At 36.2% G+C, this 19,402-nt stretch carries 21 protein-coding genes; 12 read left to right on the top strand and 9 right to left on the bottom strand.

What is annotated here, in order from left to right:
• Positions 1-207: 207 nt before the first annotated feature.
• Genes KO524_RS08945 through KO524_RS08935 form a run of 3 tightly spaced genes read right to left on the bottom strand, consistent with a single transcriptional unit; the run spans position 208 to position 3,165 of the window.
• The gene (locus KO524_RS08945) at positions 208-1,512 is read right to left on the bottom strand and encodes an anthranilate synthase component I family protein (RefSeq protein WP_219293105.1); all 1,305 of its coding nucleotides are present in this window, start codon (positions 1,510-1,512) and stop codon (positions 208-210) included.
• Between the two features lie 3 nt (positions 1,513-1,515).
• Positions 1,516-2,556, bottom strand: coding sequence for an RluA family pseudouridine synthase (locus tag KO524_RS08940; protein ID WP_219293103.1), 1,041 nt, complete (start codon positions 2,554-2,556; stop codon positions 1,516-1,518).
• Positions 2,557-3,165 carry a PASTA domain-containing protein gene (locus tag KO524_RS08935; RefSeq protein WP_219293102.1) on the bottom strand — a complete coding sequence of 203 codons (609 nt, stop codon included), beginning with the start codon at positions 3,163-3,165 and terminating at the stop codon, positions 2,557-2,559. It abuts the gene before it with no gap.
• A gap of 124 nt (positions 3,166-3,289) precedes the next feature.
• On the opposite strand from KO524_RS08935, the gene KO524_RS08930 reads away from it, so the two are divergent.
• Positions 3,290-4,267, top strand: coding sequence for a D-alanine--D-alanine ligase (locus tag KO524_RS08930; RefSeq protein ID WP_219293100.1), 978 nt, complete (start codon positions 3,290-3,292; stop codon positions 4,265-4,267).
• Positions 4,268-4,269: 2 nt separating this feature from the next.
• Positions 4,270-4,728, top strand: coding sequence for a pantetheine-phosphate adenylyltransferase (gene coaD, locus KO524_RS08925; protein WP_219293098.1), 459 nt, complete (start codon positions 4,270-4,272; stop codon positions 4,726-4,728).
• 45 nt (positions 4,729-4,773) lie between these two features.
• Here the strand turns inward: coaD and KO524_RS08920 are convergent, their stop codons facing one another.
• Complete coding sequence (locus tag KO524_RS08920) at positions 4,774-5,373, bottom strand: NUDIX hydrolase (RefSeq protein WP_219293097.1); 600 nt, start codon at positions 5,371-5,373, stop codon at positions 4,774-4,776.
• A 7-nt stretch (positions 5,374-5,380) separates the two neighbouring features.
• Between KO524_RS08920 and pyrE the strand changes: the two genes are divergently transcribed.
• Together pyrE and KO524_RS08910 are read left to right on the top strand one after the other, a co-directional pair.
• Positions 5,381-6,025: an orotate phosphoribosyltransferase gene (pyrE, locus tag KO524_RS08915; RefSeq protein ID WP_219293095.1), complete on the top strand. Its 645-nt coding sequence runs from the start codon at positions 5,381-5,383 to the stop codon at positions 6,023-6,025.
• 93 nt (positions 6,026-6,118) lie between these two features.
• Positions 6,119-6,511: an SRPBCC family protein gene (locus KO524_RS08910; RefSeq protein ID WP_219293093.1), complete on the top strand. Its 393-nt coding sequence runs from the start codon at positions 6,119-6,121 to the stop codon at positions 6,509-6,511.
• Positions 6,512-6,583: 72 nt separating this feature from the next.
• Here the strand turns inward: KO524_RS08910 and KO524_RS08905 are convergent, their stop codons facing one another.
• Positions 6,584-7,246 carry an HAD family phosphatase gene (locus tag KO524_RS08905; RefSeq protein ID WP_219293091.1) on the bottom strand — a complete coding sequence of 221 codons (663 nt, stop codon included), beginning with the start codon at positions 7,244-7,246 and terminating at the stop codon, positions 6,584-6,586.
• Positions 7,247-7,452: 206 nt separating this feature from the next.
• On the opposite strand from KO524_RS08905, the gene KO524_RS08900 reads away from it, so the two are divergent.
• From KO524_RS08900 to KO524_RS08880, 5 genes are all read left to right on the top strand, one after another.
• Positions 7,453-7,995 (top strand): RNA polymerase sigma factor, encoded by a 543-nt coding sequence (locus KO524_RS08900; RefSeq protein ID WP_219293089.1) that lies wholly within the window; start codon positions 7,453-7,455, stop codon positions 7,993-7,995.
• A gap of 45 nt (positions 7,996-8,040) precedes the next feature.
• The gene (locus KO524_RS08895) at positions 8,041-8,454 is read left to right on the top strand and encodes a hypothetical protein (RefSeq protein ID WP_219293086.1); all 414 of its coding nucleotides are present in this window, start codon (positions 8,041-8,043) and stop codon (positions 8,452-8,454) included.
• Between the two features lie 12 nt (positions 8,455-8,466).
• Positions 8,467-8,904 carry a hypothetical protein gene (locus KO524_RS08890; protein ID WP_219293084.1) on the top strand — a complete coding sequence of 146 codons (438 nt, stop codon included), beginning with the start codon at positions 8,467-8,469 and terminating at the stop codon, positions 8,902-8,904.
• Positions 8,905-9,007: 103 nt separating this feature from the next.
• The gene (locus KO524_RS08885) at positions 9,008-10,222 is read left to right on the top strand and encodes an RsmB/NOP family class I SAM-dependent RNA methyltransferase (protein WP_219293082.1); all 1,215 of its coding nucleotides are present in this window, start codon (positions 9,008-9,010) and stop codon (positions 10,220-10,222) included.
• Positions 10,223-10,264: 42 nt separating this feature from the next.
• Entirely contained in the window at positions 10,265-11,332 is a 1,068-nt protein-coding gene (locus tag KO524_RS08880; protein WP_219293080.1) for an endonuclease, read from the top strand.
• 64 nt (positions 11,333-11,396) lie between these two features.
• On the opposite strand, the gene KO524_RS08875 is transcribed toward KO524_RS08880, so the two are convergent.
• Together KO524_RS08875 and rho are read right to left on the bottom strand one after the other, a co-directional pair.
• Positions 11,397-11,828: a PepSY-like domain-containing protein gene (locus KO524_RS08875; protein ID WP_219293078.1), complete on the bottom strand. Its 432-nt coding sequence runs from the start codon at positions 11,826-11,828 to the stop codon at positions 11,397-11,399.
• Positions 11,829-12,212: 384 nt separating this feature from the next.
• Positions 12,213-14,090, bottom strand: a complete 1,878-nt coding sequence (gene rho / locus KO524_RS08870) for a transcription termination factor Rho (RefSeq protein WP_219293072.1) — start codon at positions 14,088-14,090, stop codon at positions 12,213-12,215.
• A gap of 187 nt (positions 14,091-14,277) precedes the next feature.
• Here rho and KO524_RS08865 point away from each other — a divergent pair, with 187 nt between their 5' ends.
• Positions 14,278-14,694, top strand: coding sequence for a DUF4293 domain-containing protein (locus KO524_RS08865; RefSeq protein ID WP_219293070.1), 417 nt, complete (start codon positions 14,278-14,280; stop codon positions 14,692-14,694).
• A gap of 40 nt (positions 14,695-14,734) precedes the next feature.
• Here the strand turns inward: KO524_RS08865 and KO524_RS08860 are convergent, their stop codons facing one another.
• Both KO524_RS08860 and KO524_RS08855 read right to left on the bottom strand, forming a co-directional pair.
• Positions 14,735-15,244: a metallophosphoesterase family protein gene (locus KO524_RS08860; RefSeq protein WP_219293061.1), complete on the bottom strand. Its 510-nt coding sequence runs from the start codon at positions 15,242-15,244 to the stop codon at positions 14,735-14,737.
• 54 nt (positions 15,245-15,298) lie between these two features.
• Complete coding sequence (locus KO524_RS08855) at positions 15,299-16,564, bottom strand: M64 family metallopeptidase (protein WP_219293059.1); 1,266 nt, start codon at positions 16,562-16,564, stop codon at positions 15,299-15,301.
• A 311-nt stretch (positions 16,565-16,875) separates the two neighbouring features.
• On the opposite strand from KO524_RS08855, the gene truA reads away from it, so the two are divergent.
• Positions 16,876-17,613, top strand: coding sequence for a tRNA pseudouridine(38-40) synthase TruA (gene truA / locus KO524_RS08850; RefSeq protein ID WP_219293235.1), 738 nt, complete (start codon positions 16,876-16,878; stop codon positions 17,611-17,613).
• On the top strand, positions 17,610-19,400 hold the full coding sequence (locus tag KO524_RS08845; RefSeq protein WP_219293057.1) for an ABC transporter ATP-binding protein: 1,791 nt from the start codon (positions 17,610-17,612) through the stop codon (positions 19,398-19,400). Before truA ends, KO524_RS08845 begins: the two co-directional genes overlap by 4 nt.
• Positions 19,401-19,402: the final 2 nt, after the last annotated feature.

The raw sequence follows: 19,402 nt of genomic DNA, 5'->3' as shown, positions 1-19,402 counted from the left end.
TTGTTTTTTGAAACCCCTTTTGTGCCAAAAAAATTAAAGATTTTATAAAATTTTGTAATTATAACCCATAGTGAGCCCGTCTCCTTAGCGTATTTTTTCTTTTATGGCTATCCCATTTAAAAAACAGCAGTAATCTAAGATGCTTAAACATGCTTATTTAAAGCAATAAAAGTTAGAGCATATATACTTAATCAACTACAAACCGCATTATTTGTCAGCCCTTTCCGGCTGTAAAACGGTTCTCATGGCTCTTGCTTTTAAAAGACATTCTTCATACTCGGCTTGAGGTTCTGCCAAGGCAGTTATCGCGCTCCCTACGGAAAAGGAAACATAGCGTTTCGCTTCATTATACAAAATGGTTCGAATCACAACATTAAAATCAAAATCACCCGTAGGTGTAAAATATCCAATAGCTCCACTATACAGTCCGCGCTTACTCTCTTCGAGTGCTTCGATTATTTTCATTGCGGAAATTTTTGGAGCTCCTGTCATACTGCCCATGGGGTAGGTCGATTGAATTACCGCAACAGGAGAAGTGTTTACCGATACCTCAGAAACCACTGTAGAAATCATTTGATGCACTTGTTTATAGGTGTAAATTTCACACAACTCTTCCACTTTAACCGATCCTTTCGTAGCGGTTTTAGACAAGTCGTTCCGTACCAAGTCAACAATCATAATATTTTCCGCTCGTTCTTTGAGATTGCTTTGCAATGCTATTCGGGCGTTTTGATCAGCCACGGTATCCGCAAAACGCTTAGCCGTACCCTTAATGGGCTGTGAAATTATTTTTGTACCTACTTTTTTAAGATAACGTTCTGGAGAGGCACCCAAAGCATAATGCTTGTTGTTTTTAAAAAAAACGGCAAAAGGAGGTGTTGAAATACCGTCTAATTGACGGTACAATTGCAAGGGATTAATTAGGGCATTTTGGGCAAAAAACTCCATGCAGAAATTGGCTTCATATATATCACCAGACTGTATATGCTTTAGCATATCGCTCACTTTAAGCAGGTATTCCTCTTCAGATATACGCTGTTCAATGTTTACGGTCGTAGTCGGAATTTCGTCAAAAAGAATTAGCTGCTCGATTTCTTTTAAGTCGCGCTCCCATTCGTCATCACAATTGTTTAAATAATACAATTCTAAAACGTTTCCCTTTATTTTAAAAATTTTCTGAGGTTGAAAAAAGAACAAATCTGGAAAGGCTAATTCGTCGGTATTTTCAGATTTCAATTTTTCTACATCATTTTTTAAGTCGTAGGTCAAATAACCAAAAATCCAATCTTTGGTTTGGGAGTAGTACTCCTCTAAATCGAGAAAAGCGCGGTGTTGATCGGTTTGTATGGACGTAAAAGCATCGACTGCAAGTAAGTAATCAAAATCCGAATAAGGCTCGTTACTGTTGTTACTATCTAAAAAAACTACTTCGCGGAACTGCTGTGCCCACTGAAGTAGTTTGTTTTTAAAATCGTTATCTGTAGCTAAGTCAATACTGATAAAATTTCGCATGGCTTATTCCACTTCGGGTTGATTAGCTGATGAATAGTTCCTCCACTTCTCAATACACTGCATCATATCGGCAGGAATATCCGAACTAAAACGCATAAACTCTTTGGTTATCGGATGTTCAAAACCTAAGGTTTGAGCATGTAAAGCTTGACGCGGTAACACTTGGAAACAATTTTCTACAAATTGTTTGTATTTGGTAAAGGTAGTTCCCTTTAAAATTAGGTGTCCACCATAACGTTCGTCGTTAAACAAGGTATGTCCGATATGTTTCATGTGCACGCGTATTTGGTGCGTACGTCCGGTTTCCAATCGACAGCTCACCAAGGTAACATAGCCCAGACGTTCCAAAACCTTATAATGCGTTACAGCATATTTACCGTTAATTTCGTCATCATATGCAGCCATTTGCATTCGGTTTTTGACGTGTCGTCCAATATATGTTTCAACAGTTCCTTCTTCCTCAGCCACATTGCCCCAAACCAAGGCTACATATTCTCTTTCTGTCGTTTTTTCGGCAAACTGTCTTTGCAATTCACTCATGGCCCATTCCGTTTTTGCAATGACCAACAAACCGCTGGTGTCCTTGTCAATTCGATGTACCAATCCTGGACGCTCACTGCTATTTAAAGGCAGGTTTTCAAAATGAAAAGCCAAAGCATTGACCAAGGTACCCGTATAGTTTCCATGTCCTGGATGCACTACCAAGCCCGGTTTTTTATTGATTACCAAAAGGGTATCGTCTTCATAAACGATATCTAAGGGTATGTTTTCTGGTAGAATTTTATTCTCAAAAGGCGGTTGTTCCATCAAAACGCGAACCACATCCAAAGCTTTGACTTTATGGTTGGATTTGACGGGAATGTCGTTTACAAAAATATTTCCATTAGTCGCTGCTTGTTGAATTTTATTACGGGTAGCATTTTCGACTAAGTTCATTAAAAACTTATCTACTCGTAAAGGCGCTTGTCCTTTAGAAGCTTCAAATTTATAATGTTCGTATAAGTCTCCTTCTAATTCATCTGAGAATTCGATATTTTCTTGCATTTATTCTGCTGTATTATTTTCAATTTCTGGTGCAACATCTAATGCTTCTGCAGGTAAACCGGCTCTACCGTCACCCAATACAAAGTCGATTTTAGAAGCTTTCAAAACCTTGTCGCCCGCTTTTAATGCTTGTCCGTTTTGTCTTATTTGCAACACCACATCTCTACCGATATAAGTTTGGTAGGAAGTAGTTCCTAATTCCAATCCCATCGCTTCCACAGTAGCCAATGCTTGTCTAAAAGTCAATTGATTTAAATCCGGTAGGGTAATTTTAGAATATCCCGCAGCATTTATCTTAACATAAATCTTTCTGTTCTCTTTTACTCCTGCTCCAGCTATGGGATCTTGCTCCACTATAGATAAAGGCGGTACACTCGTATCGTAATCTAAAGTATCTAAAATAACTAACTTTAAATTCGCTTCTTCCAAAATGCGGATAGCAGCATCTACTTTCATTTTTCTCAGTTCGGGAACTGCAATTTTCTGACCGTGATTGGTAGAGCTTTTCATCCATCTTAGGGAAGCAAAACTAATCACCACGATGATGATTACGGCCAAAGCAATATTGATAAAAAAAGCTTTTGTTGTTACAAATTTTTTAATACTCATAAAAAAATAATTTTGACAAAGATATAAAATAGAAAAGATTTTTTGTTTCTATGTTTTATTATAAATTTGTTTAATTGATTGCCCTCCAAAAAAAGGGTTTTTCCAATTGACAAAATCATTAGATATGAAGCATGTAGCTATTATTATGGGTGGGTATTCCAGCGAATATAAAATATCACTCCTCAGTGGAAATGTGGTATACCAATCACTGGATCGTTCTAAATACGTTCCTTACCGCATTCACCTATTAAAAGACAAATGGGTATTTGTTACAGAAGACAATCGGGAATTTCCCATAGACAAGAATGATTTTTCAGTAAATTACCTCGGTCAAAAAATCGTTTTTGACGTGGTTTTCAATGCTATTCACGGCAGTCCAGGAGAAGATGGCTTGATACAAGCGTATCTAGAGCTGATTCACATGCCTCATACCTCTTGTGGTTTTTACCAAGCTGCCTTGACGATGAACAAACGCGACATGCTGTCTGTTTTAAAACCATACGGAATTAAAACAGCCATTTCATATTACCTTAATCAAGGAGATTATATCGACACCGAAGCCATTATTCAAAAAGTTGGTTTACCTTGTTTTGTAAAACCCAATAAATCAGGTTCTAGTTTTGGTATTTCCAAGGCAAAAACCACAGAAGAACTTCTAACAGCAATAGACAAAGCCTATTTAGAAGATAATGAAATTATTATTGAAAGCTTTTTAGAAGGAACCGAGGTTTCTGTTGGCGTAATCAATTATCGCGGTGAAATTAAAGTATTGCCGATTACAGAAATTGTTTCGGAAAACGACTTTTTTGACTACGAAGCCAAATATTTGGGTAAATCGCAAGAAATTACTCCGGCACGTATTTCGGACGAAGTGGCTAAAAAAATAGCAGAAATCGCAAAAAAGATTTATATTATTCTAAAAATGGAAGGCTTCTCACGTAGTGAATTTATATTGGTGAGAGACGAACCGTTTTTATTAGAGATGAATACCATTCCTGGAATGACTAATGAGAGTATTTTACCACAACAAGCTCGCGCCGCTGACATTACACTGGCCGAATTATTTGATAACGCCATTGTTTTGGCCCTTGAAAAATCTTAATTATGAGAAGAGCTGTTTTCCCAGGTTCTTTTGACCCAATTACTAATGGTCATTTTGATATTATATGCAGAGCAGTACCGCTGTTTGATGAAATCATTGTAGCTATTGGAGTCAATGCAGAAAAAAAATACATGTTTTCACTCGATGAAAGAAAGCGTTTTATAGAAGAAACCTTTAAAGATCAACCCAAAATCAAGGTTCGTACATACCATGGTTTAACCACGGATTTTTGTATAGAAAACGACGCTCAATTTATTTTAAGAGGATTGCGAAATCCCGCAGATTTCGAATTTGAAAAAGCCATCGCACATACCAATCGTTTTTTAACTAAGATTGAGACCGTCTTTTTATTAACGGCTGCAAGCACCTCCTTTATTAGTTCAAGTATCGTTAGAGATGTTATCCGAAACAAAGGCGATTACCAAAGACTGGTTCCCAAACCCGTATTTGTCAAAAGATAAAAAAAAGGTCGGTAGTGTTTACTACCGACCTTTTTGCATATTATTTTATAAAACATGTGATTCTTCAATCAGGAGTTTGATGTTTTCGTACGAATTGGACATCGCTTCCTTAATTTGTTCTTTATTTAGCCAAGCCACTTGCTCAATCCCCTCTTCGATCTGTCCCACTGCCATTCCTTCAAAATCGGTTTTCATTTCAAACCAATGCGTTATTTTAAGCTTATACTTCCCATTTCTCTTGAAAACGTGATACGTTTTTTGGAGTTTTTGCGTAATTACTAAACCGGTTACACCGGTTTCCTCTTCGACTTCTCGAATAGCCGTGTTTTCGATTTCTTCATTTTTTTCGACACCCCCTTTAGGCAAATCCCATTTTCCATTACGCAAAATAAAAAGTATTTCACCTTTTGAATTGTAAACCAATCCACCTCCTGCTTTTTGCACGGGAATCTTCTCTTTAATCTTTTTAAGAATTTCTTTTTCATTGGGATGATAAAGAAAAGCCTTTTGAATTTTATTTTGAAAATATTTAATGATAATTTTGTCGATATCGACACTATCTAACAAGAACAATTGAAAATCGGTTTCTTTTACAATTTCATTTGTTAGAAATAGAGGTTTGTCGTTTACAAAAACTTTATACATTTGTACTATGATTTTTAATAGAGAAACAGCACAAAAAACGGCCGAATTGCTTTTACAAATAAACGCAATTAAATTAGATCCTAAAAATCCTTTTACTTGGGCATCGGGATGGAAGTCGCCTATTTATTGTGACAACCGCATAACCCTCTCATATCCAGATATCAGAAAATTTTTAAAAAATGAATTTGCTCAGAACATTGAAGCTAAATACGGCAGACCAGATGTTATTGCCGGTGTAGCAACTGGAGCAATAGGTATTGGTTTATTGGTTGCTGAAGCACTCGAATTGCCTTTTGTATATGTGAGACCCGAAGCTAAAAAACACGGCCGACAAAACCAGATTGAAGGACAATTGGACGCTGGGAAATCGGTATTGGTCATTGAAGACTTAATCAGTACAGGTAAAAGCAGCCTACAAGCTGTAGAAGCATTAAAAGCTAACGGTGCCCATGTATTGGGTATGGCAGCCATTTTTACTTACGGTTTTGAAATTGCAGACCAAAACTTTAATGAAGCAGGTGTCGAATTGATGACATTAAGTAATTATGCTAGTTTATTAGAAAGTGCGGTAGAAAAAAACTATATTTCGGAATCGGATTTGGAGACACTAAAGGAATGGCGTAAAAACCCTTCTATATGGAGTCCTAACTAACCAATTAAAAATAAAGATAGATTTTTAGTATTGACTTTATAGATAAAGGGGTACTGGATTTTTATCCGTTACTAAACATAAAATTGCTACAATATGAAATTAGAAAGTCCTAAAGTTACGGTATCAAAGTCCGCAGAATATATTTTTGAAGCCTTAAGTGATGTCAAAAATTTTAAACAGCTGATGCCCGATTCTATAGCGAAGTTTGAAGTTGTCGATGCCGATACTTTTATCTTTGGTTTAAAGGGTATGCCTGAAATCAAATTGAGAAAGAAAGAACTGATAGCACCTACGAAAATAGTTTTAGGAGCTGCAAGTGACAAATTACCGTTTACCCTAATCGGAGATATTGAACCTATCGATGCTGAAAATGCTGCAGTTCAATTGCATTTTGAAGGCGAATTTAATCCGATGATGGCGATGATGGTAAAAGGACCTATTGGAAAATTTATCGAGACGCTAGCCAGCAATATGCACAAGCTATAAATCGAACGCAATGGTTATATATAAAAGATAGGGCTGCTTTTTAAGTAGCCCTATCTTTTTAAAAGGAATATATTAATCGAGCTTGATTTGTTTTAGCAAAGCAGTATCTACATCATTAAAATCTTTTATAAAATATCGGGCTCCGGTTAAGTCTTGCAACTTTGAATTTTCACTGTGGTATGCAATACAAAAGATATCGGCAGCACAAGCAGCACGAACCCCACTGGTACTGTCTTCAATAATAGCACAGTGTTCTTTTGCCGCTTTGGACAAGGAAGCTGCATGTAAAAAAATAGCTGGATCGGGTTTGGATTTTGGAAAATCTTCACCACTGACAATATCTGTAAAATACGGAAACAACTCAAAGCGTTTAAAAACACGTTGAATGGTTCCCTTAGAAGCAGATGAAGCTAAAATTAATTGGACATCATTTTTATGTAAATCCATAATCAAAGCCTTTACGCCTCCAATTAGTTCTAAGTCTTCTTTGGTATCAAAAGCATCGTTAAAGATAAAACGCTTTCTTAGAATCAAATCCTCGACATCTTGAGTCAATCCAAATTGCGCACTTAACTTCTGATATACGTTTCGAGTAGAATTTCCCGTAAACGAAGCAAATAATTCCGGAGAAACAACGATTCCCAATTCGTCAAAATGTCTGTAATACGCGTATTTATGCACAGGCTCTGTATCGACAATTACGCCGTCCATATCAAAAATAATGGTCTTAATCATTGTTTTTTTTACAAAGGTAAGCGTTTATCAAAACTATGCGAAATCAAAAAACACCTTTCCCACTATTTTCTTTGTCCTCTTTAACTTCATCGCCATTAACTTTCGTCAGTATAAGGAACCTACTAGCCCTCCTATTTAAACAAATGAGTTTGTCTTTTTTCCAATTGGTTCAAAATGATTAACTTTCCCACTTATAAAAAAATCCTTTGGAAGAAGAAGCTCAATTTATAATTCGATTAACCCAAACTAACACTCAAGCACAGGCTTTTAGGGAATTGGTCACTCGGTATAAAAAACCGCTTTACCTCCATCTGCGTACGCTGCTGCTAAATCACGACGATACAGACGACGTTTTACAAAACGCGTTTATTAAGATTTTTCAAAATATTGATAAATTTAAAGGAGATAGCAAACTTTACTCTTGGATGTATCGTATTGCTACGAATGAAGCCCTTACGTTTTTAAAACAAAAAGCAAAAAAACAGCAAGTTTCCTTTGACGAACTATCACATCTTCAAGTAAATCAACTTCAAGAAGACCATTTATATAGCGGCGATGAAGTCCAAATACTACTTCAAAAGGCTGTACTGACGCTTCCGGAAAAACAACAATTGGTATTTAAAATGAAATATTTTGAAAACATGGAATATCAGAAGATGTCTGAGATTTTAGAGACTACCGTCGGGGCCTTAAAAGCATCTTATCACCATGCGGTAAAAAAAATTGAAGTATTTTTAAAGGAGCATTAAACCTTTAGCCTAAAATTTAGTCTAACCTATAAGATTGAAAAAACAATGAAACAACCAAATTCCAATAAGCTAACCGATTCGGAAAATCACTTTAAGATTCCTGAACAATATTTTGAGCATTTTGACGAGCAATTGTTTTCGAAATGGGAGACTCAAAAAACAGCAGCTGTTAAACGATCGCGTTTTATATCGCGTTTTACCTATTTAGGGGTTGCTGCTACGATTGTGCTTTTCCTAGCTGTAAATTTCTGGAATCAAAGCAACACCGACAATTCGTTGAGTACCGCAGATATTGAAAATTATTTAAATTACACAGCTGCCTCTCTTCCGACTGATATCGAAAAAGACTTTACGCAAGAGGATTTAAAGGCTTTGGAAAAATCTTTAAAGATAGATGCCTTAAAGATCGACGAATACCTACTTAGCAGTACGGATATAGAATATTATTTGAACGAATAAAAACTGTTTTTTATGAAACAAATGCTCACTTTTTGCATTTTGTATTTTTGTACTCAAATTGCATTTGCCCAAGAGCGTGGTAACCACGACCAAATCCATGCATTAAAAATCACTCATTTGTCGTCGGAACTAAACTTAACTGCCAAGGAGGCAGAAAAATTTTGGCCATTATATACGACTTACTCCGAAAAAATGCATGCTCTTAGAAACAATCCTACGGCGCGATATATCAAAAACACCGATATGGAAACCATCGAAAAGTTACAAGAAAAAGAAGCATCCGAAGCTTTGAGGAAATTGATAAATTACGAAACAGAATATTTTTCGCTGCGTACAAACTTTTTAGAAGACGTACAAAAGGTGTTGAGTGCCAAAAAAATCATTCAACTTAAAAAAGCAGAAGACGACTTTAATCGCAAACTTCTTAAACAATATCGCGACAAAAAATAAGATATAGCTATATATTTATTATTTATCATAACACAATAATAACCTTTGTTTTTAAAAATCAGCCTGAAAAGAACTATCTTTGTAGGCTGATTTTATATTTATAATGAGACTACACAGAAATTTAACATTTACCGTTATTGATTCTATTTTATCTATCTACAACGATGGAGAATATGCCGACAAAGTTGTTTCGAGAGCATTAAAAAAGGACAAGAGATGGGGAAGTACCGACCGTAAATTCGTTGCCGAAACAATATATGAAATGGTTCGTTGGAAACGACTTTATGCAGAAATAGCAGAAGTAAAAGAACCATATAACCGCGATGAAGTTTGGAAAATATTTGCCGTATGGGCAGTACTAAGAGGCTATAAGTTACCGGATTGGAAATACTTTGAAAAAACCCCAGTTAGAAAAATAAAAGGTCGTTTTGACGAATTAATTAAGATACGTAAATACAGAGAGTCTATTCCAGATTGGATGGACGAATTGGGATTAAAAGAATTGGGCGAAGAAACTTGGACTCAAGAATTGGCTGCACAAAACAAACAAGCACAAGTTATTTTACGTGTAAATACACTTAAGACAACACGTGAGAAATTACGTGCCATTTTAATGGATTTGGATATTGATACGATTTTAGACGACAACTATCCTGATGCTTTGATTTTAAAAGAACGCGCTAATGTGTTTTTAACAGATGCTTTTAAAGATGGTTTTTTCGAAGTACAAGATGCCTCTTCTCAATTAGTAGCTCGTTTTCTAGATATTCAACCGGGTATGCGCGTAGTTGATACTTGCGCTGGAGCTGGTGGAAAAACCTTGCATATGGCTTCCTTAATGGAAAATAAAGGGCAGATTATCGCTATGGATATCTACGAGAGCAAACAAAAACAATTAAAGATTCGCGCAAAGAGAAATGCCGCATTTAATATTGAGTATCGCATTATCGACACCACCAAGGTAATTAAAAAATTACATGAGAAAGCAGACCGTGTTTTGATAGATGCACCTTGTAGTGGATTGGGTGTTTTAAAGCGAAATCCAGATAGTAAATGGAAATTGCAACCGGAATTTATCGACAATATCAAACTGGTACAAAGACAAGTATTAGAAGATTATTCTAAAATTGTTAAACCGGGAGGAAAGTTGGTTTATGCTACTTGCTCTATACTACCTTCGGAGAATCAAGAACAAATTGCTTATTTTTTACAAACAGAGATAGGTTCACAATTTAAATTGGTCGAAGACAGACGTATTTTAGCCTCAGAATCTGGTTTTGACGGTTTTTATATGGCTTTAATGGAACGAAAACTATAACGACTTTTTTTTAAAACAAACAAAACTCAAATATTTTGCCTAATGAATAAAACTATTTTACTCTTTATCGGTGGATTATTCAGCTCTTTTATAGCTGTAGCTCAACCTGCAGATCAAGCGTCTTATTACAACGGTGTTGATTTTTCATTAACTGGAATTGCTTTAAAAAACCAGTTGATTACCAAAATAACCAACACACATACTCGTGACTTAAGTTACAATCAAGTTTGGGATGCTATTAAAATTTGCGACCTTGACCCTACTAACAACGACAACGTATTACTTGTTTACGGCTGGCCCGGTGTGACTAGTGGTACAAACAGTCGTGTAAGAAGTAAGAATAAAAATGGTGGTGGCAACGAGGATTGGAATAGAGAGCATACCTATGCCAAGTCTTTGGGTACTCCAAATCTAAACACTTCAGGTCCTGGCGCAGATGCGCATCACTTAAGAGCTTCTGATGTAAAGTGGAATTCCACTCGTGGAAACCTTAAATTCGCAGAAGGCTCTGGGAAATCAGGTAAAGCAGGCTCAGGATGGTATCCTGGAGACGAATGGAAAGGCGACATTGCCCGTATGATGATGTATATGTATTTACGTTACAATACCCGTTGTTTACCTAATAACGTTGGTATTGGTAATGCTAATAGTACTCCAGATGGTATGATTGATTTGTTTTTAAAATGGAATGCGGAAGACCCCGTTTCTGAGGTTGAAATTCAACGTAATAACTATCTAGGAAAAAGCAGCAATTCATACGCTCAAGGAAACCGAAATCCATTTATTGACAATCCAGCATTGGCAACTAAAATATGGGGCGGACCAGCAGCACAAGACCGCTGGGGTTCACTTTCTACGAGCAACAACCAAAGCATTGAATTTAGCGTTTATCCAAATCCAAGTGCCAACAACAAAGTATATATACAATCGTCAACTGCAATTGATGTAATTTATGTAACTACGATTAGCGGTCAAACCATACAAACCTTAAACCATCCGAAATCGGAAAGCAACGACACTTATGCCGTTGACAACTTGCCAAAAGGCTTTTACTTTATAAAAGTACAAACCAATGAAGGACAGGCTACGAAAAAGGTTATTATTAAATAACATACGCTATTTTAAAAAACAAAAAAAACCGAGCTAGCTCGGTTTTTTTTGTTTTAACAACGAATTAATCCAATCTCAAAAATTGTCCTTTATCGTTAAAAATCATTTCTATTTTATTATCCAATTTAATTTCTTGTCTATTTCCTGTTTTTAACTCCCACTCTACGATATAATTAATACCATAATTTTTAGTGACATAATCTTGTATTTCTTTAGAAACAATCGAACTCGGCAAACCGGTTTTACACTCTGCTTGAATCATTCTAGAGTTTTTGTCAAAATCAACCTCCGTACCGTCTTCAAACTTTACTTCATATTTTTGATTTAAAAGCTCTTTATCGAGTTTTGCAGAACGAAATACTTTATCGCTAAAATTTTTGCTGATAAAGGTCTGAATCCCCTTAGGCAATTGCTCTTTAGTCAAAGCTATATCTTGAGCAGAAACGCTTAGCCCTATAAACATCATTACGAATGTTAAAAAAAATGTTTTCTTCATGACTTTTGGTTTTAAATTATTAATCAAAACTTCTCTCTACTAATATACTAAAAATTTTGCACTTACTTAATATTTAAATCCAACAATTATTACCCTCCCAATTAAATAAAAAGAAAGCAGTGAAGCGTAAAAATATAATATCATTCCTATCGATGAGTCTTTATGAAAACAGTATGTTTGGCCGCAAGAGAAGTACTAAAGAAGTAGCTTTAACCTGTTCGAAGCTGGGGTTACTTTAGATTAGTCTCCAATTATTTATAAAAAAAGGGTTAGACTTTAATTAAAAAATCTAACCCTAATCTTTTTGACTTATACTTTATGGAAAGTACCAATTTTAATCCTAATATCAATTTTTCAGGACAATACACTATTTAAAAATCAAATCTAATCGTTCATCGATTTTAAAAACTCATCGTTATTGTTGGTCTTCTTAATGTTGTCGTTAATCGAGTTCATCGCTTCAACAGAATTCATATCTGCCAAATAGTTTCTGATAGCCCACATTTTTTGCAACATCGGTTTGTCTAACAATAAATCGTCGCGTCGCGTACTTGACGACGTTAAATCAATAGCAGGGAATATACGTTTGTTGGCAATTTTACGATCCAACTGCAATTCCATATTTCCAGTACCTTTGAATTCTTCAAAGATAACCTCGTCCATTTTTGATCCTGTATCTGTAAGTGCGGTAGCGATGATACTCAACGACCCGCCATTTTCAATATTTCTAGCTGCTCCGAAAAATCGTTTTGGTTTTTGTAATGCATTGGCATCAACCCCTCCACTCAATACTTTTCCAGATGCCGGCTGCACTGTATTGTAAGCTCTGGCCAAACGTGTAATCGAATCTAATAAGATAACCACATCATGACCACACTCTACCAATCTCTTGGCTTTTTCCAATACTATATTTGCTACTTTAACGTGTCTTTCTGCTGGTTCATCAAAGGTAGAAGCAATTACTTCTGCATTGACACTACGCTGCATATCCGTTACCTCTTCCGGTCTTTCATCGATCAATAAAACAATCAAATAAACTTCAGGATGATTTGCCGCTATAGCATTGGCAATATCTTTAAGAAGCATGGTTTTACCCGTTTTAGGCTGTGCAACGATCATACCACGTTGTCCTTTTCCAATTGGAGCAAACATATCCATGATACGTGTAGAAACCGTACTTCTCTTTTCGTCTAATTTAAATTTTTCGTCTGGAAACAAAGGCGTTAAATGCTCGAAAGAAACGCGATCCCGAACCACTTGTGGGTCGTGGCCGTTAATTTTCGAAACCTTAACTAAAGGAAAGAACTTCTCTCCCTCTTTTGGAGGGCGAACCACTCCTTTTACGGTATCACCTGTTTTTAAACCAAAAAGTCTGATTTGTGATTGTGACAAATAAATATCATCAGGTGAAGACAAGTAATTGTAATCGGAAGATCTTAAAAAACCATAACCATCAGGCATCATTTCTAAAACTCCTTCACTTTCTATAATTCCATCAAATTCATAATCCGGCTCTCTGAATTGCGGTTTTTTATTTTTACCCGAAGCGTTTGGATTATTGTTTTGATTGGGGTTGTTATTATGGTTTGAATTCTGATTAGAATTGTTATTATTCTGATTAGAATTGCCATTTTGGTTAGCATTGTTATTTTGATTGGAATTCCCATTTTGATTGGAATTGGGATTCGTATGGTTTTTTTTTGCTGTATTCGGTTGAGCAACTTTAGTTGTATCTTGTTCTCTAACCTCTGAAGTATTTGCAGGACGTATTTCCTTTTTAACTCTTTGTTTGGCAACAAATTCTTTTCTTGGTGCAGTTTCTTCTTTAGAACCTTCGGTTGGCTTTTCCTCTGCTTCTATTACTGCTGGTATAATTTTTCTGTTATCCGTTCGAGGGCGTTCCTGTACTCGTCTAATCGGTTCTATACGTTCCGGATTATCTTTTTTAGTATTTGGTACCTCTACCGTTGTAGCTTCGTTTACTGTTTCGTCTTTCTCGATTTTAGCAGTTACTAAAACTTCGTTTTTTTCTTCGGAAATCACTCTTTTTCTTTTCGGCTTTTCAGCTGTACTGGCTATGGGAGCATCTTCCGTAGTTGTATTTGAGACTTTAACAGACTCTGGATTAGCAGCTTGATAATCTAAAATCTGATAAACGAGCTCATCTTTTTTTAAATATCGGTATTTACTAATCTTTGCATTTTTTGCGATTTCTTGAAGCTCGAGAAGCTTCATTTCTTTTAATACAGAAATGTCAAACATAGAAATGTTTATTGTTTAAATTTAATGGAATTGTTGTGTTGTATTTTTTGGAGTATGTTACAAGTTTTGAAATAGCCATAATATGAAGCACTTACGGCTATGTCTTGCAATATTACGAATTAATTTTAAAAAACAATAGGAATTTAAAAAAAAGAAACGTTATTTTTGTCTTTTCAAAGAATAGATCATGATTCAAAGAATTCAAACTGTATATTTATTTTTAGCTTTGGTTTTCTCTGGGGTGCTACCATTTGTGTTTCCACTATGGAAAACAACTGGTGATATTCCCTACTATTTTATGGAAAACTCATACTATACTATTTTATTCGGTTTATCGACCAGCTTAAGTGTTATCAGTATTTTAGCCTATAAAAAAAGACAAAATCAATTTGTGTTAAACCGATTGAACCTCATATCAAACGTTATATTACTAGGATTATTTGTGTATCGTTCTCTAATGATATCTGGAGAAACTGCGGAAGCGGTTTCTGAGAAAGGTATTGGAATGTTCCTCCCGATTGTTTCTATCGTGTTGTTGGTCTTGGCCAACAAAGCCATCAAGAAGGATGAAGATCTCGTAAAATCTGTAGATCGATTAAGATAAACCTTTCATCTTAGTTTATTAGTGCGCGGAAAACCGAACCCTAGGGTTCGGTTTTTTTATGCTTGGGAAATTCTACTATCTCTAAGTTTTGAATTTTGCCCTGATTAATTTCAAAGCGCAACATGGTTCTCACCTGATGAAATCCAGAAATTCCAGCCGCACCCGGATTTAAATGTAAAACCCCCAAAGCCTTATCATACTGTACTTTTAAAATATGAGAATGCCCGCAGATAAATATCTGAGGTGGATCTGCAAGCAATTCATTCTTAACTCTAGCATTATATTTACCCGGATAACCGCCAATATGAGTTATCCAAACCCGCATGCCCTCGCAAACAAAACGATTGTCTTCCGGAAATTCTCCTCGTGCCTCAATACCATCAATATTACCAAATACCGCGCGTAATGGTTTGCGTTTCTTTATTTCGTCGGTTACGCTAATCGCTCCGATATCGCCCGCATGCCACACTTCATCGGCTTGATCCACATATTTTAATATGGTATCGTCTATAAAACTATGGGTGTCGGACAACAATAATATCTTTTTCACCAAACTGCTTTTTAATTAATTCAACATCGAGTTTTTACTTGCTCCCCTTTAATTCTAATCGGTATAAAACTGTATCAAACGGCTGATTGCCCTTTGACATACCGGACAAAACTCTTTGGCCGTATTTGTTTTCATTCTACAGTCCAAAGCGGCTTTATATATTTTTTTTCCTGCCAAACCCTCATAAACACCCAACGGATATTTATCAACATCTTTACTAGTTGTCGGAATCGGTGTTTTTGGACTTAACATGTCTTTCCACTTGGAATCAAAATTTTTTAAAGTTGTAATATTCTGCTCCCAAGGCTCTAAGGCAATAGACTGCATATCACTAAGCACATCACTTTCATAAAAATACTCGTCGGAAAGTCCCGCAAAACTATGTCCAAATTCATGAACTACGATGGGTTTAAAATTTGCATGTCCCGTAGTGGTTAAGGTATAAGCATTGTAGATACCGCCCCCGCCATATACATCGGTATTTGCCAAAATAATGATATGTTCATAGGGTATTCCAGCCAGCAGGTCGTGCAGTTTTTTTACACGAGCAGTCGTCAAATACCGCTCTGAATAAAAAGTATCAAAGTTGGATTCGACCGCCGTGTTTTTCCATTCGTTTAAACGCGGAACGCTAACTCCGTTATCACTCGACACACTTTCTACGGCATAGATATTAAATCGATCTTGAAATTGTCCAAACGGTTGATGCGCAAAAATCTCGTCGATTGTTGTTTGGGCATATTGTTTAAATTTATCCATTTGGTTGTCTTGAAATCCTTCAGCTACTATAACTATATTGATGCTGTTGGTAGCTGTTTTAGCCCGATGTAGCAAGGTATGAGGCGTTATATACCGATAGCCCTTTTTATGAATTAAAACATCCGTCGGATCAACTCGTTGTTTTAGCAATACCGGATAATTCCCTGAACTATCAATTAAAGCAATTTCCAAACGCACTTCCGACTTGGGAAACGGCAGTAAGAAAACATTTTCAAAATTTTTGGATTTCAACTGTGCTTCCGGTGTTGATAACCATTCTTGATATAGTGTGCTAAAGCTTTGCGTGTAAATTAGTTGGTCCGTTTTGATGTCGTACATAGATATAACACCATTACCACCCAAATGATTTTTACTTAAGTGCTGTTTGCGTCCAGCCCAACTTGGCAACTCATTCAACTCGTCTATCACTATGCTTTGTCTTTCTGAATTTCCAGCAAAAACCGCATCAACTCTAAGGGTTTTGTCTATAAAAAATTGATCAAAATGCTGACTATATCCCCAATTCGAAATCAATAATAAGCAAAAAATTATAAAACGCATCTATCTATATATTAGGTTCCAAAAGCAAAGGTAATTAAATAATATACTAAATTTTCCTTTATCTACACCTGCAAAGTTCGTTTTTTTAATTGTGTTCATTAACCTTAGCACGCTCGCATTAAGGACTGACGCGGCATCCTTTTTATGACGCTTTGCGTTATAAAAAGATATAGCAAAAGGCCTGGGCCGGAGGCAATGCCCTAAAAACTCCTTTAACTTTAAAGTAAATACGTTAAATTTATTTTTACTAAAAACAGCAAATGACTAAATTAGATTATATTTGTACTTCAAATAAATTTTCACCTTTAATTTTGAGATACTTTATAGAATTTGCTTATCAAGGCACCAACTATCACGGATGGCAATCTCAGCCCAACACTGTAACTGTTCAGGAAACCCTTACTAAGGCGCTAAGTATTTTACTAAAAACGCCTTTGGAATTGGTCGGAGCTGGGAGAACTGACGCGGGAGTACATGCAAGACAAATGTACGCTCATTTTGATTATGAAGCCCCTATTGACGAGAAGCTGCTCATAGCCAAACTCAATTCGTTTTTGCCCGAAGATATTGTTGTCTATGGAATTCATGTCGTAGCAACTGAAGCACATGCCCGTTTTGATGCCACAAGCAGAACCTATGAATATCATATACATTTATTTAAAGACGCTTTTAAAAAAGATTTAAGCTGGTACCATTTTCGTTCTTTAGATGTTGAAAAGATGAATCAAGCTGCTCAGATTTTGTTCGAATATGAGGATTTTGAATGTTTTTCCAAAAGCAATACCGACGTTTTCACCTTCAACTGCACTATAAGTCAAGCCTTATGGGAGCTTAACAATAACAGTTTGGTTTTTACGATTACAGCCAACCGCTTTTTGAGAAATATGGTTCGCGCCATAGTGGGTACCTTAATACAAATTGGACTGGGCAAGGTGCCCATAGACCACCTACGTACCATAATCGAGAGCAAAGACCGTGGTCAAGCCGGATTTTCAGTTCCGGCAAAAGGATTATTTTTAACCCGAGTATCATACCCTTATTTTGAATGAAAGCCATTAAATCCATATCTCTCCAAAAAATATTAGCTTATTCCAAACCCTATAAAAGTCGTTTTAATTGGGTTATCGTTTGGGCGATATCCCTATCGATATTTGCAGCCTTACGCCCTTATATGCTTAAACAAACCGTGGATGATTATGTACAGAAACACGACGGTCAAGGTTTGTTGATTTATGTAGGTTTAATGGGTATTGTTCTTATTTTGGAGGTGGTTTCTCAATTTTATTTTGTGTATTGGGCCAACTGGCTTGGTCAAGACATTGTAAAAGATATTCGAGAACAATTGTTTCGCAAAATCACCTCTTTTAAAATGCGGTATTTCGACCATGAACCCGTAGGTAAACTGGTTACGCGTGCTGTATCTGATATTGAATCTATAGCCAGTATTTTCAGTCAAGGTTTGTTTATGATTGTCAGCGACTTATTAAAGATGGTGGTCGTTTTGGGGATTATGTTTTATATGAATTGGCAGTTGAGTTGTATTGTAATTATCGGCATGCCCATTTTATTATACGCTACTCGTGTTTTTCAACTAAAAATGAAAGGGGCCTTTCAAGAAGTACGTACTCAAATTTCCAACTTAAATACTTTTATTCAAGAGCGTTTAACCGGTATGAAAATCGTACAGCTCTTTACCAGAGAAGAAGTGGAATACCAAAAATTCAAAGAAATCAACGACAAACACAATAACGCATGGCTTAAAAACATCCTATACAACTCTATTTTCTTTCCTATAGCCGATATCGTATCGTCCTTAACACTGGGCTTTATTATTTGGTATGGAGGTATGACAATAGCTAATGGTGGTCACTTAACTACCTTTGGAGATCTTTTTGCGTATACCATGTTGATCAATATGTTATTCAACCCTTTGCGTCAAATTGCAGATAAATTCAATGTAATGCAAATGGGAATCATCGCTGCAGAACGCGTTTTTGAGGTTTTGGAAATTGAAGATGAAGTGGAAAAAACGGGCGATTTAGTTGCAGGTCAATTCCAAGGTACTATCGAATTTAACGATGTTCACTTTAGTTATATTCCGGGAGTGGAAGTATTAAAGGGTATTGATTTAAAAATAAAAGCGGGAGAAACCGTCGCCATAGTTGGTTCATCAGGAGCTGGAAAATCGACTATTATCAACCTACTTAACAATTTTTACGAACTCGACAAAGGAAGCATTTCCATTGACGGCACTGATATCAAATCTTTTACTATGGACAGTTTGCGCAAGCAAGTTGCCGTAGTTCTACAAGATGTGTTTTTGTTTAGCGATTCCATCTTAAACAACATTACGCTACACAACCCTAGTATCACGAGAGACGATGTTGTTGCCGCTGCTATTAAAATCGGTATCAACGACTTTATCGAAAGCTTGCCATACGGTTACGATTATAACGTTAAGGAGCGCGGCATTATGTTGTCCTCAGGACAACGCCAATTGATTGCGTTTTTACGAGCCTATGTCAGCAATCCTAGCATTTTAATCTTAGATGAGGCAACCTCTTCTGTAGATACCTACTCCGAAGAATTGATGCAGCATGCCACGGAGCATTTAACCAAAGGCAGAACGTCAATCATCATCGCTCACCGATTGGCAACCATTGTAAAAGCAGATAAAATAATTGTAATGGATCAAGGTCGCATCGTTGAAACAGGTACTCATTTTGAATTGGTAAAACTCAAAGACGGTTATTACAAAAACCTGTACGACTCTCAATTTTCGACTGTGGAAATTGCAGAAACCAAACATTTGGATTCCCTGAGAAATCAGCTGTAATG

The sequence above is a fragment of the Flavobacterium sp. NKUCC04_CG genome (assembly GCF_019345525.1).
Taxonomy (GTDB): domain Bacteria; phylum Bacteroidota; class Bacteroidia; order Flavobacteriales; family Flavobacteriaceae; genus Flavobacterium.
The sequence above is the reverse complement of the archived record's forward strand: the minus strand, read 5'-3'. Positions and strand labels throughout refer to the sequence as shown.